Origin of the sequence: Kitasatospora sp. NPDC017646 (assembly GCF_044329365.1) — a bacterium.
GTDB lineage: Bacteria > Actinomycetota > Actinomycetes > Streptomycetales > Streptomycetaceae > Kitasatospora.
In genome coordinates this window covers 418,711-440,383 of sequence record NZ_JBIRJC010000003.1, presented here as the reverse complement: position 1 = coordinate 440,383, position 21,673 = coordinate 418,711, and the positions used below count along the sequence as shown (strand labels likewise).

The 21,673-nt window shown below is 73.5% G+C and carries 24 protein-coding genes and 2 pseudogenes; 18 read left to right on the top strand and 8 right to left on the bottom strand.

From position 1 onward, the window contains the following. Nucleotides 1–9: 9 nt before the first annotated feature. From ACH4J0_RS07650 to ACH4J0_RS07640, 3 genes and pseudogenes are all read left to right on the top strand, one after another. Nucleotides 10–279, top strand: a pseudogene (locus tag ACH4J0_RS07650) (peptidoglycan-binding protein); the annotation flags it as partial. After that, nucleotides 253–930 carry a peptidoglycan-binding protein gene (locus tag ACH4J0_RS07645; RefSeq protein ID WP_396237497.1) on the top strand — a complete coding sequence of 226 codons (678 nt, stop codon included), beginning with the start codon at nucleotides 253–255 and terminating at the stop codon, nucleotides 928–930. The pseudogene ACH4J0_RS07650 and the gene ACH4J0_RS07645, both read left to right, overlap by 27 nt. Nucleotides 931–1,136: 206 nt before the next feature. Beyond that, nucleotides 1,137–1,520 (top strand): VOC family protein, encoded by a 384-nt coding sequence (locus tag ACH4J0_RS07640; RefSeq protein WP_396237241.1) that lies wholly within the window; start codon nucleotides 1,137–1,139, stop codon nucleotides 1,518–1,520. A gap of 97 nt (nucleotides 1,521–1,617) precedes the next feature. On the opposite strand, the gene ACH4J0_RS07635 is transcribed toward ACH4J0_RS07640, so the two are convergent. From ACH4J0_RS07635 to ACH4J0_RS07620, 4 genes are all read right to left on the bottom strand, one after another. After that, entirely contained in the window at nucleotides 1,618–1,962 is a 345-nt protein-coding gene (locus ACH4J0_RS07635; protein WP_396237239.1) for a hypothetical protein, read from the bottom strand. Between the two features lie 385 nt (nucleotides 1,963–2,347). After that, the gene (locus ACH4J0_RS07630; protein ID WP_396237237.1) at nucleotides 2,348–3,298 is read right to left on the bottom strand and encodes an SDR family NAD(P)-dependent oxidoreductase; all 951 of its coding nucleotides are present in this window, start codon (nucleotides 3,296–3,298) and stop codon (nucleotides 2,348–2,350) included. Between the two features lie 303 nt (nucleotides 3,299–3,601). Further along, nucleotides 3,602–4,498 (bottom strand): aldo/keto reductase, encoded by an 897-nt coding sequence (locus tag ACH4J0_RS07625; protein ID WP_396237235.1) that lies wholly within the window; start codon nucleotides 4,496–4,498, stop codon nucleotides 3,602–3,604. Further along, a complete protein-coding gene (locus tag ACH4J0_RS07620) occupies nucleotides 4,495–5,385 on the bottom strand; it encodes an NAD-dependent epimerase/dehydratase family protein (RefSeq protein ID WP_396237233.1) in 891 nt (296 codons plus the stop codon). The genes ACH4J0_RS07625 and ACH4J0_RS07620 overlap by 4 nt, the downstream gene beginning before the upstream one ends. A gap of 99 nt (nucleotides 5,386–5,484) precedes the next feature. Between ACH4J0_RS07620 and ACH4J0_RS07615 the strand changes: the two genes are divergently transcribed. The 4 genes and pseudogenes from ACH4J0_RS07615 to ACH4J0_RS07600 form a co-directional block, all read left to right on the top strand. Then, nucleotides 5,485–6,405, top strand: a complete 921-nt coding sequence (locus ACH4J0_RS07615) for a LysR family transcriptional regulator (RefSeq protein ID WP_396237231.1) — start codon at nucleotides 5,485–5,487, stop codon at nucleotides 6,403–6,405. Between the two features lie 158 nt (nucleotides 6,406–6,563). Beyond that, nucleotides 6,564–7,376 (top strand): nucleotidyltransferase domain-containing protein, encoded by an 813-nt coding sequence (locus ACH4J0_RS07610; RefSeq protein WP_396237229.1) that lies wholly within the window; start codon nucleotides 6,564–6,566, stop codon nucleotides 7,374–7,376. Nucleotides 7,377–7,498: 122 nt separating this feature from the next. After that, nucleotides 7,499–8,704, top strand: a complete 1,206-nt coding sequence (locus tag ACH4J0_RS07605) for a glycosyltransferase (RefSeq protein WP_396237227.1) — start codon at nucleotides 7,499–7,501, stop codon at nucleotides 8,702–8,704. Nucleotides 8,705–8,746: 42 nt separating this feature from the next. Next, nucleotides 8,747–8,927 (top strand): annotated as a pseudogene (locus ACH4J0_RS07600) (MarR family transcriptional regulator); the annotation flags it as partial. A 76-nt stretch (nucleotides 8,928–9,003) separates the two neighbouring features. On the opposite strand, the gene ACH4J0_RS07595 reads toward ACH4J0_RS07600, so the two are convergent. The 3 genes from ACH4J0_RS07595 to ACH4J0_RS07585 are packed head-to-tail and all read right to left on the bottom strand — an operon-like array spanning nucleotide 9,004 to nucleotide 11,047. Beyond that, the gene (locus ACH4J0_RS07595; RefSeq protein ID WP_396237225.1) at nucleotides 9,004–9,903 is read right to left on the bottom strand and encodes a hypothetical protein; all 900 of its coding nucleotides are present in this window, start codon (nucleotides 9,901–9,903) and stop codon (nucleotides 9,004–9,006) included. After that, the gene (locus ACH4J0_RS07590) at nucleotides 9,900–10,433 is read right to left on the bottom strand and encodes a SigE family RNA polymerase sigma factor (RefSeq protein ID WP_396237223.1); all 534 of its coding nucleotides are present in this window, start codon (nucleotides 10,431–10,433) and stop codon (nucleotides 9,900–9,902) included. Before ACH4J0_RS07590 ends, ACH4J0_RS07595 begins: the two co-directional genes overlap by 4 nt. Nucleotides 10,434–10,489: 56 nt before the next feature. Beyond that, nucleotides 10,490–11,047: a GNAT family N-acetyltransferase gene (locus tag ACH4J0_RS07585; RefSeq protein ID WP_396237221.1), complete on the bottom strand. Its 558-nt coding sequence runs from the start codon at nucleotides 11,045–11,047 to the stop codon at nucleotides 10,490–10,492. 96 nt (nucleotides 11,048–11,143) lie between these two features. On the opposite strand from ACH4J0_RS07585, the gene ACH4J0_RS07580 reads away from it, so the two are divergent. The 10 genes from ACH4J0_RS07580 to ACH4J0_RS07535 all read left to right on the top strand — a co-directional run bounded on the left by ACH4J0_RS07580 (nucleotide 11,144) and on the right by ACH4J0_RS07535 (nucleotide 20,193). Continuing rightward, the gene (locus tag ACH4J0_RS07580) at nucleotides 11,144–11,908 is read left to right on the top strand and encodes an alpha/beta fold hydrolase (protein ID WP_396237219.1); all 765 of its coding nucleotides are present in this window, start codon (nucleotides 11,144–11,146) and stop codon (nucleotides 11,906–11,908) included. Between the two features lie 294 nt (nucleotides 11,909–12,202). Beyond that, nucleotides 12,203–13,015, top strand: a complete 813-nt coding sequence (locus ACH4J0_RS07575; RefSeq protein ID WP_396237217.1) for an alpha/beta hydrolase — start codon at nucleotides 12,203–12,205, stop codon at nucleotides 13,013–13,015. A gap of 419 nt (nucleotides 13,016–13,434) precedes the next feature. Beyond that, a complete protein-coding gene (locus ACH4J0_RS07570; RefSeq protein WP_396237495.1) occupies nucleotides 13,435–14,427 on the top strand; it encodes an urea transporter in 993 nt (330 codons plus the stop codon). A gap of 98 nt (nucleotides 14,428–14,525) precedes the next feature. Further along, on the top strand, nucleotides 14,526–14,831 hold the full coding sequence (locus ACH4J0_RS07565; protein ID WP_396237215.1) for an urease subunit gamma: 306 nt from the start codon (nucleotides 14,526–14,528) through the stop codon (nucleotides 14,829–14,831). A gap of 3 nt (nucleotides 14,832–14,834) precedes the next feature. Next, entirely contained in the window at nucleotides 14,835–15,722 is an 888-nt protein-coding gene (locus tag ACH4J0_RS07560; RefSeq protein ID WP_396237213.1) for a sirohydrochlorin chelatase, read from the top strand. 23 nt (nucleotides 15,723–15,745) lie between these two features. Further along, nucleotides 15,746–16,174 carry an urease subunit beta gene (locus tag ACH4J0_RS07555; RefSeq protein ID WP_396237211.1) on the top strand — a complete coding sequence of 143 codons (429 nt, stop codon included), beginning with the start codon at nucleotides 15,746–15,748 and terminating at the stop codon, nucleotides 16,172–16,174. Further along, complete coding sequence (gene ureC, locus ACH4J0_RS07550; protein WP_396237209.1) at nucleotides 16,174–17,898, top strand: urease subunit alpha; 1,725 nt, start codon at nucleotides 16,174–16,176, stop codon at nucleotides 17,896–17,898. Before ACH4J0_RS07555 ends, ureC begins: the two co-directional genes overlap by 1 nt. After that, the gene (locus tag ACH4J0_RS07545; RefSeq protein ID WP_396237207.1) at nucleotides 17,895–18,599 is read left to right on the top strand and encodes an urease accessory protein UreF; all 705 of its coding nucleotides are present in this window, start codon (nucleotides 17,895–17,897) and stop codon (nucleotides 18,597–18,599) included. Before ureC ends, ACH4J0_RS07545 begins: the two co-directional genes overlap by 4 nt. Nucleotides 18,600–18,625: 26 nt before the next feature. Beyond that, nucleotides 18,626–19,246: an urease accessory protein UreG gene (gene ureG, locus ACH4J0_RS07540; RefSeq protein WP_396237205.1), complete on the top strand. Its 621-nt coding sequence runs from the start codon at nucleotides 18,626–18,628 to the stop codon at nucleotides 19,244–19,246. Next, nucleotides 19,243–20,193, top strand: coding sequence for an urease accessory protein UreD (locus tag ACH4J0_RS07535; protein ID WP_396237203.1), 951 nt, complete (start codon nucleotides 19,243–19,245; stop codon nucleotides 20,191–20,193). Before ureG ends, ACH4J0_RS07535 begins: the two co-directional genes overlap by 4 nt. Here ACH4J0_RS07535 and ACH4J0_RS07530 read toward each other — a convergent pair. Beyond that, nucleotides 20,190–20,717 carry a MarR family winged helix-turn-helix transcriptional regulator gene (locus ACH4J0_RS07530; protein ID WP_396237201.1) on the bottom strand — a complete coding sequence of 176 codons (528 nt, stop codon included), beginning with the start codon at nucleotides 20,715–20,717 and terminating at the stop codon, nucleotides 20,190–20,192. The genes ACH4J0_RS07535 and ACH4J0_RS07530 overlap by 4 nt on opposite strands. A gap of 68 nt (nucleotides 20,718–20,785) precedes the next feature. Between ACH4J0_RS07530 and ACH4J0_RS07525 the strand changes: the two genes are divergently transcribed. Then, a complete protein-coding gene (locus ACH4J0_RS07525; protein WP_396237199.1) occupies nucleotides 20,786–21,658 on the top strand; it encodes an NmrA/HSCARG family protein in 873 nt (290 codons plus the stop codon). Nucleotides 21,659–21,673 lie beyond the last annotated feature (15 nt).

The following is a 21,673-nucleotide window of genomic DNA, read 5'->3' as shown; positions in this document are numbered from 1 at the left end:
GAACCCGTCATGAAACGCATCCCGGCCCTCGTCGCCGCGATGTTCGCCGCGCTGCTCGCGGCCGTGCTCGTCGCCCCCGCGGCCCAGGCCGCGAGCTGGCCGACCGTCCGCAACGGCGACCGCGGCGACAACGTGACCACGGTCCAGTACCTGTTGTCCGCCCGCGGCTTCGCGACCGGCGTCGACGGTGCCTTCGGCCCCGGCACCGAGGACAAGGTCAAGAGCTTCCAGCAGTCCGCCGGCCTGAACCCGGTGGACGGCGTCGTCGGCCCCGACACCTGGTCCAAGCTGATCGTCACCGTCCGCAACGGCGACAACGGCGACGCCGTCAAGGCGCTCCAGGTCCAGCTGAACGCCCACGGCGCCGGCCTGGCCGTGGACGGTGCCTTCGGTCCCGGCACCGACTCCAAGGTGCGCAACTTCCAGCAGTCCGCCGGCCTGAACCCGGTCGACGGCATCGTCGGCCCGGCCACCTGGGGTGCGCTGCTCGGCGGCGGTGGCAGCACCGGTGGCTCCGGCGGCTCCGGTGGCGACACCCTGAGCCAGTCGCAGGCCGCCTCGATGCTCTCGTCCGCCGGGATCACCTGGTCCTCCTCGGGCAACTGCTCCGACCGCACCAACAGCAGCTGCACCTCCTTCGACGGCCTGCGCCGCGCCACGGTCGACGGCGCCGTCAACCTGAAGCACGCGGTCGGCAGCTGCCCGCTGAACATCACCGGCGGCACCGAGACCGGCCACGCCAGCGGCACCTACAGCCACGGCAACGGCTACAAGCTGGACTTCGGCATGATGAGCTGCCTCACCGACTACATCCACGGCACCTTCACCCACAGCGGTACCCGCGGTGACGGCGCCGACCTGTGGACCGCCCCCTCCGGCAACATCTACGCCAACGAGGGCAGCCACTGGGACGTCACCTTCATGAACTGACGCCCGCGGCAAGCGGATCGCGAGGGGCAGGGCCACCGGACACTCCCGGAGCCCTGCCCCGTGCCGTTCCGGGGACACTCCCGCGAACTGCTGACCCGGATCGCGGAACCGGCGGAGGAGCCGCTCGCCCCGGAATTCGACGACCGGCCGGCGGAGTGGGAGACCCGTGGTGGCGCTCGGAGGGGAAATCGGGAAGGCTCGGGCGCATGGTCTCGGTAGTGCAGAACGTGGCGATCGACTGTGCGGACGCCTATGGGCTGGCCCGGTTCTGGAGTCGGGTGACCGGCCGTCCGCTGGGCCCTGAGGACAAACCGGGCGACCGCGAGGTCGCGGTGGTGCTGAGGGAGGGACCGGTCCTGTACTTCAGTCAGGTGCCGGAGCCGAAGACGGTCAAGAACCGGGTCCACCTGTGTCTGCGGCCGGCGACCTCGCGGGAGGAGGAGGTGGAACGGCTGCTGGGGCTCGGGGCCGCGATGGTCAGTGACCTGCGGAACCCCGACGGCTCGGGCTGGGCCGTGCTCGCCGATCCGGAGGGCAACGAGTTCTGCGTGCTGCGCAGCGAGTCCGACCGGGCCGCGACGTCGTCTTGACGGTTCCACGCCGTCGGCCCGCCGCTCGGTGGCGGCGGACCGGGGTCGGGGCCGCTGCCGTCAGCGGGCCCACTCCTCCCGCCGTCGCCCGCCGCGACTACAGTGCGGTGCGGTAGGCCTCCAGCCGCTCGGCCAGCTCCTTCGGGTGGCCGAGCATCGGCATGTGGTCGCCGGGCATCTCGTCCGGCTGGAAGCCGAGCCGCTCGGCCGTCACGCGCCGCATGAACTCCACGGGGAAGAACCGGTCGCCGGCGGACAGCAGGGCCCTGGTCGGCACCTCCGGCCAGGCGGGCAGCGGCCACGGCCGGCCGAACGGGGCGGCGGCCTGGGCGCGTTGGTGCCCGGCCAGCAGTTCGGTGGCGAGGGCCGCCGGGGTGTCGTGGAGGTAGAAGGACAGCGGGTCCTCGGCCGCCGCGCCGTGGATCAGTACGTACGTCGCCACCGTGCCCTACCTCCGTCGTCCGGAACCCGCCGCCGTCCAGCGGTACTTCGCCGCTCGCAACCTACTCGGCGGCAGTGGCAGCCGCCGCTCGGCATCCTCACCGTGCATGACCACCGCCGTCGCCGCGCGGCCGATTCCGCGACGGGGATGGACTCTTCACTGCGGATGTAGTTACTGCGGGTGTAGTCACTGCGGGTGTAGTCACTGCCCAACAGGCGGATCAACGGTGACGCCGGCCCGTCCGTCCACTGGCGTGCGGAGGTGGGTCGGCGGGTGCCCGGGAGCGGTGGGAGTGGGAAGTCGGCCCGGTCGACTTCCCACTCCTCGGCCCGCGGCGGCAAGAGGCCGACTGCCAGGGTCCCGCGGGGCCGGGGCCGCGGGTGGACTATCCGAGGAGCGCACCCGGGTCGACGCCGGTCAGCTCGCGGCTGGCGTCCCACAGGCGGGCCGCTACGGCGGTGTCGGTCAGGTGGGTCCACACCGGCTCGCGGTGGGGCTCGCCGCGCAGGCCGAAGGCGCGTGGTCCCCACAGCTGGCCTCCGCGTACGGCCGGGTCGAGCACCGCCCGGACGGCGGGCCAGGCCCCGGCGTGCTTGCCCTGGACGAGGAGGGCCGCGGGTGCGGCGCTCAGTCGCGCGGCGGCGGTCCGGTCGTGGACCGGTGGCCGTGAGGGGGTGAGGGAGTCCAGTGCGCCGCCGGGGTGGACCACCACGCTCGCCACGGTGCTGCCGGCCGCGCGGAGGCGGCGGTCGAGTTCGAGGCCGAAGTGCATCTGCGCCAGCTTGGAGCGTCCGTAGGTGCGCTTGGGCCGGTAGTCCTTCCGGGACTGCAGGTCCTCCAGGTCGAGGCGCTCGGATTTCGCCGCGAAGCTGCCCGTGGTGATGACGCGGGCCGCCGGGGCGGCGGACAGCAGCGGCGTCAGCCAGTGGGTGAGCGCGAAGTGCCCGAGGTGGTTCGTGCCGAACATGATCTCGTGGCCGTCCTCGGTCTCCTGGCGCGGCGGGTCGTCGAGCGCCACGCCGGCGTTGTGGACGACCGCGTCCAGGCGGTCCACCCCCAGCGAGTCCGCGACCGTCCGCAGTGACGACAGGTCGGCGAGGTCCATCCGTACGGCGCGCACCCGTGCACCGGGGACGTGCGCACGGATCGAAGCCGTGGCGTCCTCGGCCTTCGCGGGATTCCGGCTGCCGAGCACGACGGTCGCCCCGGTTGCCGACAGCTGCTCCGCGACGAAGTACCCGATGCCGGCGTTGCCGCCGGTGACCAGGAAGACGCTGCCGTCGGCACGCGGCAGCCGTCGGACGTTCCAGGGCGGGGTGGAGGAGGGGGATGACATGGCGCGACGGGCTCCCTTGCTGGTGAGGACGGCTGAGCCGCCTGCGGGGCGGCTCGGAGCCCACGGTTCCAGCGGCCGCCCACACGTTGCTCACAGATCACTGCCGTGCCTGCCGGACGGCAGGCATCCCACCTGCACGGGCGGAGGGCCGGGCCAGAACCGGTGCGGCTCGCCGATGATCTCCGCGCCTGCCCGGGCGGCGAGCCGGACCGCGTGCTCCCCCGCGTAGGTGCGGAGGTGGAGGACGTGGTCCGGCGTCCAAGGGTTCGGTCGCTGCGCCCGTAGTGGCGACGCCTGTCGTTACTACAGGCGCAGTCCGGCCAGCTCCTCCACCGACAGCGCCAGTCCCGCCGCCGCGGCCGAGTCGCGGATGGAGGCGGGCCGGCGGGCGCCGGGGATCGGCAGGACGGCCGGGGACTGCGCCAGGTGCCAGGCGAGGCAGACCTGCTGCGGGCTGACGCCCCGGGCGCGGGCCAAGGCGTGGAACGCGGTGTCCGTCGCGGGTGCGCCGCTGCCCGGGTCGTCGACCGCGCTGAGCGAGATGCCGCCGAGCGGGCTCCAGGGGAGGAAGGCGAGGCCGAGTTCGGTGCACAGGTCGAGGGTGTCGCGGGTGGCGGTGTGCGCGGGGGAGAAACGGTTCTGCACAGAGGCCAGGCGCGGGCCGAGGATCTCCCGTGCGGTGCGGATCTGCTCGCAGTCCACGTTGGACAGGCCGACCATCCGGACGGTGCCGGCGTCGGCCAGGTCGCGCAGCGCACCGACGGACTCGGCGAACGGGACCGCCGGGTCGGGCTTGTGCAGCTGGTAGAGGTCGATCGTCCCGACGCCGAGCCGGGCGGCCGACGCCTGGGCGGCGCGGCGCAGGTGGCGCGGGTCGCCGTCGACCGTCCAGCTGCCGTCGCCGGGGCGCCCCCGACCGCCCTTGGTCGCCACCAGGACGCCGCCTGCGCCGCCCCCGTAGGCGGCCAGCGCGCGGGCGATCAGACGCTCGTTGTGGCCGACTTCGTCCGCGTGCCAGTGGTAGGAGTCGGCGGTGTCGATCAGCGTCACGCCCGCGTCCAGGGCGGCGTGGACGGTGGCGATCGCCTGTTGCTCGTCGGGACGGCCCTCGACGGACAGCGGCATCGCGCCGAGGCCGATGGCGCTGACGGCGCTGCCACCGATGGTACGGGTGAGGGCGGTCGCCTGGACGGCGGTCATGCGTGGGCCTCCTTGATGGCCCGGGGCAGCCAGTCGGTGACGGCGGAGGAACGGAAGCCCAGGCGGGCCGACCGCCCGGTGTCCATCGCGTAGCAGCGGTCGAAGGAGAACGGGGAGGGCCGCTCGCCCCCTCCTGCGGTCATCCGGGGCTCGGTGCCGGTCACCCGCCCCACGGCCGCGCACAACTCCCGTACGTCCATCGAACCTTGCGAGGCCGCGTTGACCGGTCCGGTGAAGTCGGCCGTCGCGGTCCAGGCCAGGAAGTGCGCGATCTCGGCCTCGTGGACGAAGGAGGCGCGCTGCGGCGCGGCGTGGACGGCCACGGGCAGGCCGCGCCCGATCCGTTCCACGTAGTGGGCCAGCCGTCCGGTGAAGTCGGCGCCGCCCAGGACGTGCGCCGTCCGGACGGTGACGAGGTCGAAGGGCGCCTGCCGGGTGAGCAGTGCCTCCGCCTGGCGCTTGCCCTCGGCGTAGTGGCCTGCAAGGAACTGCCGGTCGCTCCAGGGAAGTCGCAGGTCCACCGGTTCGGCCGACAGGTCGAGTGCCTGCTCCGCGAGCGGCGGACCGTCGGGCCGTCCGAGGTGGGCGTAGACCTCGACGGTGGAGGTGAGCACGTAGCGCGGGGTGCGGTCGGCGAACACCCGGGCGGCGACGGCCGCCTGGACCGGCGTGTAGCAGACCTGGTCGATGACGGCGTCGAAGTGCCGGTCGGCGAGCGCGGCGCGCAGTGCGGCCTCGTCGTCGCGATCGGCGCGCAGGTGGGTCACACCGTGCGGGGCGGGGGTCGAGCCGCGGTTGACGACGGTCACCGACGCGCCCGCGTCGCGGAGTTCCTCGACCGCCCGCCTGCCGAAGTAGCGGCTCCCGCCGATCACGCACACGTCCACGCTTCTGATCCCTTCCCGTCGCTTCCGGTGGGGTCAGCCTGCCGTGGACCGGACGTCAGCAGTAGTGTCGAGTCGGTGGGTCCATCGTTAGGAGAACTGTTGATCGACGTCCAGCGACTGGCGGTGCTGCGGGAAGTCTCCCGCTGCGGCAGTTTCAACCAGGCGGCCCTGGCGCTGCACTGCACCCCCTCGGCCGTCTCCCAGCAGGTCGCCGCCCTGGAACGCGGCCTCGGCGCTCCCGTGGTGGAGCGTTCCACCCGCGGCGTGACGCTCACCGACGCGGGCCGGCTGCTGGTCGAGGCCGCGGACGCGATCGCCGCCGAACTCACCGACACCCAGCAGCGCATCGCCCGTCTGACCGCCGAGCGGACCGCCCTGACCGTCGCCACCTTCGCCAGCGGCGGGCGACGCCTGCTGCCCGCAGCGCTCGCCGGGTTCGCCGCCGACCACCCGGAGGTGGAACTGACCATCCTGGAAGCGGAACCGGAGGAGAGCCTGCCCGCCGTCCGCGAGGGGCGGGCCGACCTCGCCCTCGCCTACCACCTCGAAGGCCCGCCGCCCGCCCGGCCCGGCGACCGGTCCGGACTGGACTGGACGGAGCTCGGCGAGGACCCGCTACGGGTCGTGCTGCCGCGTCACCACCCCGCCGCTGCCCGCTACCGGGCCCGGCCCGAACCGCCGCACCTGGCCGAACTCGCCGACCAGCGCTGGATCCTGGGCTGCCGCAAGTCCGCCGGCCAGCTCGCCCGCTACGCCGACCTGGCCGGCGTCGACCTGCGGATCTCGTGCACGGCGACGGACTACGAGTTCGCCCAGTCACTGGTCCGCGCGGGAATCGGCATCGCGCTGATCCCCCGGATCGGCCTGGCCCGGCACCCGGAACTGGTCGCCCTCCCCCTGGCCGAACCCGGCCCGCGCCGCTACCTCGGTCTGGCCCTCGCCCGCCGCCGACGCGGACGGACCGCGCGGCTGGCGGAGGAACTGGCCTCCCGGCTGGCCGGGGGAGCGGGACCGGAGTAGCGGGAGCGGGCGGCCGCGGCGTTCGGCGGCGACGGGATGCGCCTGCACATCGAGGCCGCGCCCCAGGAGGGCAGCGGACGGATGCCGCGGCGGCTCCGTCCACCTGCGGGATCCGAATCCGCTGGCCCGGCGCCCGCTCGGCCGTCAGACTTCCCGTCATGCAGCCGATCGACGAACACGTCGAGGCCATGGCGGCCCGACTCGCAGACGTACCGGGTGTGGTGGGCGTGATGCTCGGCGGGAGCCGGGCGCGCGGGGAGCACCGGCCGGAGTCGGACTGGGACCTCGGCGTCTACTACCGCGGCGAGCCCGACCTCGCCGCGCTGCGGGCGCTGGCCGGGCCGGACGTGGAGGTGGCCGGCCCGGGCGGCTGGGGGCCCTGGGTCAACGGCGGGGCGTGGCTGCGCGTCGACGGGGTCGCCGTGGACTGGATCCTGCGGGACCTCGACAGGGTCGAGCGGGTGTGGGAGGACTGCCGGGCCGGCCGGTACGAGGTCGGGGTGCAAGCCGGTCACCCGCTGGGATTCTGGTCGCCCTGCTACGCCGGCGAGGTCGCGCTCGGTCGCGTGCTCGCCGACCCCGGAGGTGAGTTGGGCGCGCTCCGGTCGCAGACCGCCCGGTACCCCGAGCCGCTGCGCGATGCCCTGACGGGCGGGGCGTGGGAGGCGGAGTTCCTGGTCGGCGTCGCGGCGAAGGGCGCGGCCCGGGGCGACACCCTGTACGTCGCGCTCTGCCTCTCCCGGGCGGTGGGCGTGCTGGTGCAGGCGCTCTACGCGCGCGACCGGCGCTGGTGCCTCAACGAGAAGGGCGCACTGGCGGTGGCCGACCGACTGCCGGGCGCTCCGGCCGAGTTCGGTGCACGCGTGGGGCGAATGCTGGGGGCTGCCGGGCAGTCGCCGGAGGCGCTGTCCTCGACGGTCGAGCGGGCGCGGGAGTTGGTCGGGGAGGTCATGGCCGTCCTGCGCGGATGACCGCACGCGCTTCCCGCCACTCCCAACGTATAGCGCACGGGGTCCCTTGCCGCAAGGCCCCGGGTGTGCCGCAGAATCGTCAACTCCAGGGCGGCCCTGGGGGAAACGGGAGGAACGACGACATGCGAGTGGTGCTGTCCACCTACGGGTCGCGCGGCGACGTCCAGCCGCTGGCGGGTCTCGCGGTGAAGCTGCGGGAACTCGGCGCGCAGGTGCGGGTGTGCGCGCCGCCGGACGAGGAGTTCGCGCAGCGGCTGGCCGCCGTCGGCGTCGAGATGGTGCCGGTCGGGGACTCGGTGCGCGGGCTGGTGAACGGTAGGCCTCCGGCGCCGGGGGACTTCCCCCGGCGGGTGGCCGCGCTGGTCGCCGGGTTCCACGAGGCGGTCGCGGCCGCCGCCGAGCCGGGCGGCGCGGTGGTGGCCACCGGGTTCTTCCCCGCCGTGGCCGGCGCCCAGGCGGCGGCCGAGGCGGTGGACGCCCGCTTCGTGTACGTCGCGCTCCAGCCGACCATGCTGCCCTCCCCGCACCACCGGCCGTTCGAGTTCCCGAGCCAGCCGTACCGGCCGGAACTGACCGGCAACCGGGAGCTGTGGGAGGACAACGTCCGGACCATGAACGCGCTGTTCCGGGAACAGGTCAACGCCCACCGGGCGTCGGTCGGCCTGCCGACCGTGGACAACGTGCGCGACCACGTGTTCACCGACCGCCCCTGGCTGGCGACCGACCGGGTGCTCGGCCCCTGGCCGCAGCCCGCCGAGCGCGAGGTGGTGCAGACCGGCGCCTGGCTGCTGGCGGACGAGAGCCCGCTGCCCGCCGAGCTGTCGGCGTTCCTGGACGCGGGCGAGCCCCCGGTCTACGTGGGCTTCGGCAGCATGCCGCTGAGCGGCGCGCCGGACGCCGCCCGCGTCGCCGTCGAGGCGGCCCGGGCGCACGGGCGGCGGGTCGTACTCGCCCGGGGCTGGGCGGAACTGGCGCCGGCCGACGGCGGGGACGACTGCTTCGCCGTCGGCGAGGTCAACCAGCAGGCGCTGTTCCCGCGGGTCGCCGCTGTCGTCCACCACGGCGGCGCGGGCACCACCACCGCGGCCGCGCTGGCGGGCACCCCGCAGGTCGTGGTGCCGCAGATCGTGGACCAGCCGTACTGGGCCGGGCGCGTCGCCGAACTGGGCATGGGCGTCGCCCACGAGGGGGCGGTACCGACGGTCGGGTCGCTGTCCGCCGCCCTCGGGCAGGCCCTGACGCCGGAGGTCGGCGCGCGTGCGGCGGCCGTCGCGGGCGAGATCCGCACCGACGGCGCGGAGCTGGCGGCGAAGCTGCTGCTGGGCTGACGCGCGGACTCCGGGTACGTCAGCAGGCTCCTGCGCTGCCTCCGCCTCCTCGCCGAACTCGAAGCAAGGGCCGTGGAGCACGCCCGCACCGTCCTGAGCCTCGACACCAACAGGGCCCTCGCCGCCGCGATCGGCCTTTCTACCACTCCGCCGGCTTAGGGAAGTCCCCGCCGTCAACGACGAGCCGTACGCCCATCACTGGTTCGAGAAGCGGATCGGGTGAGGAGCCGCAGCGGGAACGGGAAGCCGGCGGCGCCGACTCCCCGCTCGTCGTCCTGCGTGCCGCGCCAGCGGCCGCACTACCGCGTCAGGAACTGCGCTCCGGAGTCCGGGACCTTGTTGCCGTTCTTGTCGAAGTACTCCCAGAGCTTGGCCGTCTTGCCCTCCGGCCGGGCCACCACCGCCTGGCGCACCGGCGAGTCGCCCACGCCGATGACCGGTGGCTCGGTGACCGTGCCGTCCGTCCAGGTCACCCTCACCCGGCCGATGTCGGGGCCCAGGGTCAGACCGACGATCTCTCCCGGGGCCACGGTGTCGCCCTTGCCCCGGGCGCCCAGGAGCCCGCCGCCGATGTACGTCCTGTCGCGGGGGTCGAGCTTGCCCGGCGCCGGGCTGGTGCCCGCGGCGTCGTGGCCCAGGCGCACCCCGTCCACCGTGAAGTAGGTGTCGACGACATCGGAGCGGGGATCGTAGTACTGGTCGACGAACTCCTTCGTCGGCTTCGAGATCGCCGGATCGTACGGGCTGCGCTCCTGCCAGACCGCCAGCGCCTGCTCGTACGCGCGCTCCCTCGGCGCCGTCGGCCACAGCGCCTGCCACGCCTTCCACACCTTGCCGTCGGGCGTGGTGCCCACCCCGATCATCACCCGGACGGGGGTGAACGGGTCCCGGTCGGACGGGGTGGCGGTCGTCGCCGCCGTCGGCGGGCCGTCGGTGCCGGCGCCGTGACCGGCGCCGGCCGGGACCAGCGAGTGGGAAGCGGCCGGCTCCGGGCGCAGCTCGGTGACCGCCCCGCCCGCCAGCACCACCACCGAGGCCAGCGCCAGCGCGCCGACCACCGTCCGGCGACGGCGCCGGATCCGCCGGCCGCCCGCCAGGATGTCCGCCACGGGCGGCGGACCGATCCTCGCCTTCGACGCCGCCTCGGCCAGGCCCAGCCCGACCCACAGGTCGGCGTCCTCGTCCGCGTTCATGCTCATACCGCCCCTCCGATCCCGGTCCTGTCCTTCAGCTCCACCAGCGCCGACACCTGTCGCAACCGGCCGATGCCCTTCGCCGCGTGGCTGCGCACGGCGCCCGCCGAGCACCCCATCGCCGTCGCCGTCTGGCTGTCGCTCAGGTCCTCCCAGTACCGCAGCACCACCGCCTCCCGCTGGCGCGGCGGGAGGGTGGCGAGCGCGGCCAGCAACGCCCCGCGCTGGTCCGAGCGGGCGAAGCCGTCCTCCGACCCCGCCGCGTCCGGCACCGCGTCCACCAGCAGCTCCGGCGGCCGACGGCGCCAACGGCGGGCGTGCTGGTTCACCAGGATCCGCCGCACGTAGGCGTACGGATCGTCCGCCCGACGCACCTTCGACCAGGCCGCGCAGGCCTTCTCCGCCGTCGACTGCACCAGGTCCTCCGCCGCGTACTGCTCCCCGGCCAGCAGGAACGCCGTCCGCACCAGCCGGGGCCAGACCGCGGCGACGAACGTCTGGAACTCCTCGTCCCGAGCGCTCTTCGCTTCTCCCATGAGCACCTCCTCACCCACCCAGAGCCCGAACGGGGCCGGAAGCGCTTACTCCCCGTCTACTTCCGGTCCAGGAGGCCCAGACCGCGGAGGTACCAGTCGTGCAGCGTGCCGTGCTCGTCCCGCGCCCGCCCCGCGGGCCGGAACCCCGCCCGGTGGGCCACCGCGGCGGAAGCGGCGTTCTCCGGCTCCACCCGGATCACCGCTTCCCGCGCACCCACCCGGGCCGCGTACCCGGAGGCCAGTAGGACGGCACGGGTGGCCAGACCCCGGCCGCGCCAGGACGGGTAGAGGCCGTAGGCGACGTTCACCTGGCCGGGGGCGAGGTCGCTGTGCTCGAACCGCAGGTCGACCGTCCCCGCCAGTACGCCGTACTCGCCCTCCACGCCATCGACGCCCTCCCCGGCCGCACGGATCCCGAATGCGCGCAGCGGACCGGTCGTCTCCCACTGCTCGCGGCAGTGCCGGAAGTACGCCGCGACGCCCTCCGGGGTGCTCGGGCCGCCGCTCAGCCACCGCACCAGCGCCTCGTCCTCCCCGGCGAGATGGGCCGCCGCGTCCTCCGGGCGCAGCGGGGACAGCGTGATCACTCCGTCGGACAGCTCCAGTTCGCGCATCCGGACATTCTCGGAGCGCGGCAGTCGGCCACGCCATCGGATTCCCGGCCGGAAGTGCCTCGCGCCCGACCGGTGCCGCTGGCTACCATCCGCCGAGTGATCCTCTCCCATGACGACTCAGGTACCGGACCGGCTGTTCTCCTGCTGCACTCCTCCGTGTGCGACCGGCGGATGTGGGACCCGCAGTGGCAGGCCCTCCTCGACGCCGGCCACCGCGTCGTCCGCTGCGACTTCCGCGGCTTCGGCGACACCCCGCTCCCCGACGGGCCCTACGGCGCCGCGGCCGACGTACTCGCCCTCCTCGACCACCTCGGCATCGAGACCACCGCCCTGATCGGCGCCTCGTACGGCGGCCGCATCGCCCTCACCGCCGCCGCCCTGCGGCCCCACGCGGTCACCGCACTCGCCCTGCTCGGCGCCGGCCGCCCCGGCCACGAACCCACCCGGACCCTGCTCGCCTTCGGCGCCCAGGAGGACGAACTGCTGGAGGCGGGGGACATCGAGGCCGCCGTCGAACTCAACGTCCGCACCTGGCTGGGCCCGGAAGCCGACGAACGGACCCGCGACCTCGTCCGCCGGATGCAGCGCCACAACTTCGACGTACAGCTGGAGGCGACGGGCGGCCCGGAGAAGGAAGACGTCGACCTCTCCCGCATCACCGCCCCCACCCTCGCCATCTCCGGCGCCCACGACCTCCCGGACTTCCGCCACATCGCCGCCGAACTCCCCACCGTCCTCCCCAACGCACGCCACCTCGAACTCCCCTGGGCCGGCCACCTCCCCAACCTGGAACGCCCCGCCGAGGTGACCGCCCTCCTCACGGACTTCCTGCGCGAGCCGTCGCCGCGGACCGGGGAGTAGCCCCGATGGCCGCCCCGGCCCCATGGCCGTTCCCGGGCCGGCGGCGTGCTGGGCAGCGGTGATTGATGTACCGCCTCGTGCGAGTGTTGGCGGGCGACCGGGCGAGACCCGGACGGCCGGCTCCGGAACCACCGAGCACCGGTGGAAGATCCCCTGGGGCTCGGCGGGAGCCGGATCCGCGAGGTCGATGCACGAAGGGCGGCCCGGCGGGTGAGGGCGACGCTGCTTCGGCGACTATCGGCCAGGCGGCGAAAAGGCCGGACTCGAACGTGTGTCGGGCGCCATCATGGGTGGGTGCACTTCACTTCGGAGACCAGCGCGGACGGCGTCTCGGAGCGCCGCTTCGTCCATGACGGCGTGCCCGGCGTGCTCTGGCACCCGGCCGGATCGGCCCTCGGGGGACGGCCGTTGGTGCTGCTGGGACACGGCGGCGGGCAGCACAAGCTGGGCCCGCGGGACCGGGCCCGGCGGTGCGTGGCGCGGTACGGGTGGGCGGCGGTGGCGGTCGACGCGCCCGGGCACGGCGAGCGGGAGCGCACCGCGCACGACGAGCGGTTCGCCACCGAGATCGGGGAGCTGTTGGCGGCCGGGCGGCCGATCAGCGCCTGGGTGGCGCGGCACACGGCCGCGCTCGCGGAGCGGGCCGTACCCGAGTGGCGGGCGGTGCTGGACGCACTGGAGGACCTGGGCCGAACCGGCACGGGCCTGGACGGTACGGGCGGTGGCCTCGGGCCGGTCGGGTACTGGGGTTTGTCGCTCGGGACGGTGATCGGCATCCCGCTCGCGGCGGTCGAACCGCGTATCGGGGCCGCAGTGTTCGGGCTGGCGGGCCACGCCTCGCTGGCGGAGCCGGCCCGGCGGGTGGCCGTACCGGTGGAGTTCGTCCTCCAGTGGGACGACGAGCTCCAGCCGCGAGAGGCGGCGTTGGCCCTGTACGGCGCGCTGGGCTCGCGGCAGAAGACGCTGCACGCCAATCCCGGGGGACACCTGGCGGTGCCCGAGTTCGAGTGCGCCGCCTCGGAGCGCTTCCTGCTCGGGCACCTCGGCCGGACGGCGCCCGGAACGGCCCCCGGAGGATGCCCCGGCGCAGGCCCCGAACCAGCCTGACCACCGGCGTGGAGCCCGCCCGCGCATTCGCGCGCGGTCGCACCCCGAAGAGTCACATTTCCGCCACACCGACCCCGCGTCTCACGGCATCCCCACAGCTTTCCCGCAGCTTTGTGTGTCCGTATTGCCGGGATGGCTGGAATTTGTCGTGGATTACTCGGCCTGGACATATTCCGGCGCTTGTCTGCGGCGAGTAAAACTTCGCAAAGAATTGCCCTCTTCGGCCACTTGGCCCGGCCGTTGATTCAACAGAATGTTGCAGCTCAGCGCATCAGTCGTAGCTCTGGGTCGATTTGACGTAACGCCAGGTGCCCATCCCGCTCGGGAATCCGCAGGAGTACGGTTCCCCACGAATCGCCGAACGGGCTCCCGAGCGATCTCCCGAGCCCTTCGGCCGTACCGGGAAATTGGTGCGCCGTATGGGCCGTATGGGTCAACGAAAGGGAGGGGGAGGGCCCCCGGGAGGGGCTCCCGTCGCCGCCCGTCCGATATCCGTCAAGTTAGTCGTCGAAGTCCTGCGCGGTGTCGCTCAGGTCGATTTCATGCCGTCCGCCGTGTGCGGGCTCTTCTTCGTCGCCGCACTGTTCGCCGCCGGCCGGCAGTACGGCCTCTACGGCCTGCTCGGCAGCGCCGTCTCCACCGCCGTCGCGTACGGCCTCGGGCTGCGGCGGGACACCGTCGAGGCCGGGCTGACCGGGTACAACGGGTGCCTGGTGGCGCTCGGGTGTGCGGTCTTCCTCGGTCCGGGCCACCCCGCCACGGTCGTGGTCGCGGTGCTCGGCGCCGCCGTCGCCGTGGTGGTGACCGCTGGGCTCGGGGCGCTGCTGGAGGGGCGGGGGCTGCCCGCCCTGACCGCGCCGTTCTGCCTGGTCGCGACCGCCGTCACGGCCGCGGCGCCCGGGTTCCGGCGGCTGTGGCACGAGGGCCCCGGCCCGGCCGCCCTGCCCGTGCCGACCGCCGGGGGGACCGGGCTGAGCTGGGAACAGCTCTGGCACGGGTTCTTCGCGAACATCGGCCAGATCTTCTTCTTGCCCCAGGGGTACGTCGGCCTGCTGTTCCTGGCCGGCCTGTTCGCGGCCGGCCGGCTCGCCGGGCTGATGGCCTGCGTCGGCAGTGCCACCGGGCTGCTCACCGCCTGGGCGTTCGGCGCGCCGGCCGAGGCCGTGGGGCAGGGGTTGCTCGGCTACAGCGGCGTGCTGGTGGTGCTGGCGCTGTGCGGGGTGTTCGTCGCCCCCGGCGGCTGGAGCGCGGCTTACGCCGCGCTCGGTGCGGCCTCCGCGACCGTGCTGACCCCGGCGCTCGGCGCGATCACCGCGCCGTTCGGCGGCCACGCCTTCACGTGGCCCTTCGTCCTGACGACCATGCTGTTCCTGGCGGCGGTGCCGGTGATTCCCCGGCTGCGCCGGGTCTGATCCCGAAGGCGCCCGAACCTGGCATCCCTCCGCCCAACTGCCCTGAATTTCATCGGACTTGCATTCCGTCGGCTTTCCGGAAAGGAGGAGTGGTTCCCGTGAACCTCTCCCCGCGTGAGATGGACAAGCTCTACATCTACGTCGTGGCCGATCTGGCCCGCAAACGCCGCGACCGCGGCGTCAAGCTCAACTACAGCGAGGCCTGCGCGCTGATCAGCGAGGCCATCATGGAGGGCGCCCGGGACGGCCGCACCGTCGCCGAGTGCATGGAGATCGGCAAGCAGGCCGTGAGCAACGCGGACGTCATGCCCGGCGTGCGCGAGATGCTGCCGCTGCTGCAGGTCGAGGCGGCCTTCCTGGACGGCACCAAGCTGGTCTCCTGCCACGACCCGGTGGGTGCCTGAGCGATGACCGCACCCCAGCCTGCGGCGGTCGTCCTGGCCGGCGGGCACGAGAGCGGCGGCGGCCGCGACCTGGCCGCCCTGGTCGACCGCGACCGCGCCGGGGAAGCGCCCGCCGGGCGCGGGCCGGTCGTCCACGCCGCGGCGCCCGCCGGCCGACCGCTCACCGAAGCCGTCCGCTCGGCCCTGGCGGCCGGCGACGCGCCGGTGTGCGTCGTGCCGATGACCCTCGGACGGGACCCGAAGCTGGTCGCCGACACCGCCCGCGCCCTGCGCTGGCTCGCCGCCGGCGAGGGCCGCGGACGGCTCGCGCTCACCGCGCCCTTCGGCGCGGCCGAGCACCTGATCGGCTGGCTGCGCGCCGCCGCGGTCTCGGCCGGCAGCGGGGACGCAGTACTCGTCACCGCCCCGGCCGCCGGCCCCTTCGAGGACGCCGAACTGTTCCGGATCGCCCGCCTGGTCCGCCAGTACGGGCGGCACCGCCTGGTCGAGGTGGCCTTCGCGGGCGGCGACCCCGCCCCGGCCGAGGGCGCCGAACGCTGCCGCCTGCTCGGCGCGGACCGGATCACGGTCGTCCCGGCCTCCTTCGGCCCGGCCCTGCCCGCCGGCCTGCGCGGCCTCAGGGGCGACCTGCGGGACGGCGGGCCACTGCTGCGGCCGTCCGCGATCGCCGGGGTGATCGCCGCCCGTACGTCGGCGGCGCTGCACCTGCTCGGTCACGGTGAGGACGGCATCCTGGCGGGTCTCGACGCCGAGCACGGCCACGGGTACGCCCACAGCCACGGTCCGGGCGAGGACCACCACCACGGCCACCACCCCCACAGCAGCAACCACAGCCACTCCCACACCCCCGCGAGCACCCCCGTGAACACCCCCGCACACACCCCCCACTGAACCGGCAGAGAGGAAGGCCAGCCATGTCTGGTGGCGCCGCATACCTGTACGGCGACGACCCGGTGGAGATCAACGCCGGCCGAGCCAAGGCCACGATCACGGTCAGCAACACGGGCGACCGGGCGATCCAGGTCGGTTCCCACTACCACTTCTTCGAGGCCAACCGGGCCCTCGACTTCGACCGCAACGCCGCCTTCGGCAAGCACCTCGACATCCCGGCCGGCACGGCCGTCCGCTTCGAGCCCGGCGACAGCAAGGACGTCACGCTCGCCGAGTTCGGCGGGCACCGCCGGCTGGTGGGCTTCAGCAACCTCGTGGACGGCGGCATCACCGCGCGCGACACCCGCGCCCGCGCCATCGACCGGGCGATCGCCCTCGGTTTCAAGGGCACCAACCTCGACCACAAGGACGACGAGCCCCGCGCGGGCTTCCGGAACGAAGGCGACCGCTGATGGCCATCCTGCCCCGCAAGCAGTACACCGACCTCTTCGGCCCCACCGTCGGCGACCGCTTCCACCTCGCCGACACCAACCTGGTGGTCGAGGTCGAGCAGGACTTCAACCAGGGCCACTACGGTGACGAGGCCGTCTACGGCGGCGGCAAGGGCATCCGCGACGGCATGGCCCAGGACCCGGCCGCCACCGCCGTCCAGGGCGCGCTCGACCTGGTCATCACCAACGTCGTCGTGATGGACCCGGTGCTCGGCGTCGTCAAGGGCGACATCGGCGTCAAGGACGGCTTCATCACCGCCGTCGGCAAGGCCGGCAACCCGCACACCCAGAGCGGGGTGCACCCGAAGCTGGTGATCGGGCCCGGCACCGAGGTGATCTCCGGCGAACACCTGATCGCCACCGCCGGCGGCATCGACACCCACATCCACTTCATCGCCCCGCAGCAGGCGCGGGAGGCGCTGAGCAACGGCATCACCACCCTGATCGGTGGCGGCACCGGCCCCTCCGACGGTACGAACGGCACCACCTGTACGCCCGGGCCCTGGAACATCGGCCGGATGTACCAGGCGGTCGAGGACCTCCCGGTCAACGTCGGCCTGCTCGGCAAGGGCAACGGCTCGCTGCCGGGCGCCCTGCGCGAGCAGGTCGAGGCGGGCGTGTGCGGTCTCAAGGTCCACGAGGACTGGGGCAGCACCCCGGCCGCGATCGACAGTGCGCTCGGCGTCGCCGACGAGTACGACGTGCAGGTGGCCATCCACACCGACACCCTCAACGAGTCCGGGTTCTTCGAGGACACCCTGTCCGCGATCGACGGCCGCACCATCCACACCTTCCACACCGAGGGCGCCGGCGGCGGCCACGCCCCCGACATCATGCGGATCGCCGGCGAGCCCAACGTGCTGCCGTCCTCCACCAACCCGACCCTGCCCTACACCGTCAACTCGGTGGACGAACTGCTGGACATGGTGATGGTCTGCCACCACCTCAGCCACGACATCCCCGAGGACGTCTCCTTCGCCGACTCCCGGGTGCGCGCCGAGACCATCGCCGCCGAGACCGTGCTGCACGACGAGGGCGTCATCTCGATCTTCTCCTCCGACTCCCAGGCCATGGGCCGGATCGGGGAGTCCTTCACCCGCGCCTTCCAGACCGCCCACCACTGCAAGGAGCAGCGCGGCAAGCTGGCCGGCGACAGCGAGCGCAACGACAACTTCCGCGTGCTGCGCTACCTCGCCAAGCTCACCGTCAACCCGGCGGTCGCCTCCGGAACCGCCGAGCACATCGGCTCGCTGGAGCCCGGCAAGCTGGCGGACATCGTGCTCTGGCCGATCAACTCCTTCGGCGCCAAGCCCAAGATGGTCATCAAGGGCGGCCTCATCAACTGGGCCCTGATGGGCGACCCGAACGCCTCGCTGCCCACCCCGCAGCCGGTCTACTACCGCCCGATGTACGGAGCGTTCGGGCGGGCCAAGCAGGCCACCCGGATCAGCTTCATGTCCCAGGCCGCCGTCGACCTCGGCGTGCCCGCCCGACTCGGCCTGGACAGCCGGGTGCTGCCGGTGCGGCACTGCCGCTCGGTCGGCAAGCAGCACATGCTGCGCAACGACGCCCTGCCGAAGATCGCGGTCGACCCGGAGACGTACAAGGTCACCCTGGACGGCGAGCCCGCCACCATCGAGCCGGCCCGCGAACTGCCGCTCAACCACCTGTTCTACCTCACGTGAGCAGCCCCTCGGGAGACGGGCTGGACGCCCTGCTGGTCAGCCTCCAGCTGACCGACTCCGCGTTTCCCAGCGGCTTCTACACCCTTTCGCACGGCCTGGAGGGGTACGCCCAGGCGAGGGCCGTCACCCCCGACACCGTGCCCGAACTGCTCGCCGACCTGCTGCGGCACAGCGTCGGACCGTCCGACGCGACCGCCCTGGCGCTGGCCCACCGGGCCGCGTCGGAGGGCGACTGGGAGCAGCTGGTCGAGACCGACCAGCGGCTGCACGCCACCAAGCTCAACCGCGAGTTGAGGCTCGCCGCCACCCGCACCGGGCGCCAACTCCTGGACATCGCCCGGGAGTCGGTGGGCGGCGAGCCGCTGGAACGGTACGCGGAACTGGTCGCCGACAGGCGCGCTCCCGGCTGTCAGGCGGTGGCCGCCGGGGTCGCGTACGCCTCGGCCGCCGTTCCGCTCGAACAGGCCGTGGCCAGCGACCTGTTCGCCTTCTGCGCCAGCTTCGTCGGCGCCGCCCTGCGGCTGCGGCTGACCGACCACCGCAGGGCCCAGGTGGTGCTGCGGGCCGCCGCCCCGGTGATCCGGGAGGTGGTGGCGGACGCGCTGGTGCGGGACTCGGCCGACCTCGGCGGCTGCGTGCCGGTCGCGGACGCGATGTCCGGGCGGCACGAGCGGGCCGAGGCCCGGCTGTTCGCGAGCTGAACACCCCTACGAACAAAGGAAGTTCCATGACCGACAATGTGCTCCGGGTGGGCATCGGCGGGCCGGTCGGCTCCGGCAAGACGGCGCTGATCGAGGCGCTGGTGCCGGTGCTGCTCGCGCGCGGCCACCGCCCGGCGGTCATCACCAACGACATCTACACCCAGGAGGACGCCCAGCACGTCCGCCGCACCCTCGCCGGGGTGCTCGACCCCGAGCGCGTGGTCGGCGTGGAGACCGGCGCCTGCCCGCACACCGCCGTACGGGACGACCCGACCATGAACCTCGCCGCCGGGGCCGAGATGCTGGAGCGCTTCCCCGACGTCGACACACTGCTGTTCGAGTCCGGCGGCGACAACCTCACCCTGACCTTCAGCCCGGTGCTGGTCGACCTCTTCCTGTTCGTCCTCGACACGGCCGAGGGCGAGAAGATGCCCCGCAAGCGCGGTCCGGGCATCACCGAGTCGGAGCTGCTGGTCATCAACAAGATCGACATCGCCCAGTACGTCCGCGCCGACCTCGGCATCATGGAGTCCGACGCCCGGCGGGTGCGCGAGGGCGGGCCGGTGGTGCTCACCAACTGCCTGACGGGGGAGGGGCTGGAGGACATCGCCACCTTCCTGGAGACCTTCCGGAAGGTTCCGGCGTGACGGCTTCACCGGTCGCCGACCCGCCCCGGCTCGACCCCCGGCACTACGAGCCGGCCCGCGTGCCGTACCAGGTCCGCCGGTACGCCGGGACGCCCGACACCCTCGCGGTCGGGCGCCCCGGCAAGGTCGGGCTGCTGGAACTGGCCTTCGAGCGGATCGGCGCGCGCACCGAGCTCACCGGCCACTACCAGAAGTCGCCGCTGCAGATCATGCGCCCGCTCTACTTCGACCCGGCCCGCCCCGACCTCGCCGTCACCCTCCTGATGTCCACCGGCGGCGGCATCCTCCAGGCCGACCGGCTGCGCACCGACATCCGCTGCGGCGCCGACACGGCCGTCCACCTGACCACCCAGGCGGCCACCAAGGTCTACCGGATGGAGCACGACTACGCGACCCAACTGGTCAACCTGGAGGCGGGGCCGGGCGCCTACGTGGAGTACCTGCCCGAGCCCGTGATCCCCTTCGTCGACTCTCGCTTCTACCAGCGCACCGTACTGACCGTCGACGCCGGGGCGACCGTCCTGACCGGCGAGACCGTCCTGGCCGGGCGGCTCGCCCGGGGCGAGCGCAACGCCTACCAGGTGTTCGCCTCCGACCTCGAAGTGCGGCGCCCGGGAGGGGAGCTGGTCGCCCTGGACACCGTACGGCTGGAGCCCCCCGGCGGCGGCGTGGCCGGTCCGGCCGTACTCGGCGGGCACGACGTGATGTCCAGCCTGTACGTGCTCAGCCCGCTCGCCCCGGCGGCGCGGATCGCCGACGTGCTGCACGAGGCGCTGGCGGAGCGCGGGCTGCTGTACGGGGTCAGCGTGCTGCCGCAGGACAGCGGCGCCTGGCTGCGGCTGCTCGACTCCGACACCCGGGCCTGCGCGGCCGCACTGCGGGTGGCCTGGGACGCGGTGCGGCGGCTGCTGATCGGGGTGCCGGCGCCGGATCTGCGGAAGACCTAAGGCCTGTCCTCGGTCAGGCCGTTCCCGTCCTCGCTCCGGAGGTCGTTGGCGCCCCCGGGGTCGTTGTCGGCCAGTCGGGCGATCTGCCGGTTGCTGAGTTCGACCGTGCGGGTCATGTGCCGCAGCAGGAAAGCGAGTTCGTCCTCGCTGTCCTCGGCGAAGATCGCCGCCCAGTCGCCGCCGAGGCTGCGCCACACCTCCCCGAAGCGCGTCAGCGCCTCGGGGAGGACGGCGACCAGGACCCGGCGGCGATCCGCCCCGTCCCGCTGCCGGGTCACCAGGCCCGCCTTCTCCAGCCGGTCGACCAGCCGGGTCGCCGAGCCGCTGGTGAGCCCGGTCAGCTCGGCGATCCGGCCGGTGGTGACCGGGCCGTCCTCCAGGGTGAGCAGGTTGAGGCACTGGACGTCGGTGGGGTGCATGCCGAGGTGGTCGGCGACGGCCTGGTTGAACAGCACGTAGGAGGCCAGGTAGCGGCGCGAGACCGGCCAGAGCCGGGCCATCAGTTCGTCGCGGGTGGGCGTCATGGGGCCAGGGTAACCGGCTCCCCGGAAATAAGTTGCGTCACACAGAGATGCGCTCCTACATTAACTGCATGACACAGATGAATTCACGGCTTCCCGTCGCCGTCACCGGTGCCACCGGCGCCCAGGGCGGCGCCACCGCCCGGGCCCTGCTCCGGGCCGGGCGACCGGTCCGCGCCCTCACGCGTGAGACCGGTTCCCCGGCCGCCCGCGAACTGGCCACCCTCGGCGCCGAGTTGGTGCGTGCCGACTTCGACGACCCGGACTCGCTCACCGCCGCCCTCGACGGTGCCGGCGCCCTGTTCGCGATGTCCACCCCGTTTGGAACGGACCTCGACACCGAGTTCCGTCAGGGCATCGCCCTGCTCGAAGCGGCGGCCGCAACCGGCGCACGGCACGTGGTGTTCACGTCCGCCGCCAACGCGGACCGCTCCACCGGCATCCCGCACTTCGACTCCAAACAGCGCATCGAACAGCACCTGGCCGGCCTCGACCTGACCTGGACCGTCATCGGCCCGGCCGCCTTCCTGGACAACTACGCCAACGACTGGACCCTGAAGTCCCTGCGCGAGGGCGTCTTCCACCTCCCCATGCCGCCCGGCGCCCCCCTCCCGGTGATCGCCGCCGAAACGATCGGCGACTTCGCCGCCCACGTCCTCGTCCACCCGGACGCCTACGCGGGCAAGCGCATCGACATCGCCTCGCAGTGGTGCACCGGCGAACAGATCGCCGCAGCCATCACCGCGGCCAGTGGCCGGCCGGTCCACTGCCAGGAGGTGCCGCTCTCCGTCGTGGAGGCCTACTCCGAGGACCTCGCCGCCATGTTCCGCTACTTCCAGGAAGTCGGCCTCGACATCGACACCGCCGCCCTGCACGCCGAGCACCCGACCGTCGAATGGCGCACGCTGGAGGACTGGGCCGCCGGGCAGCCCTGGGACCTGTGAGGCCGGTCCGCGGCG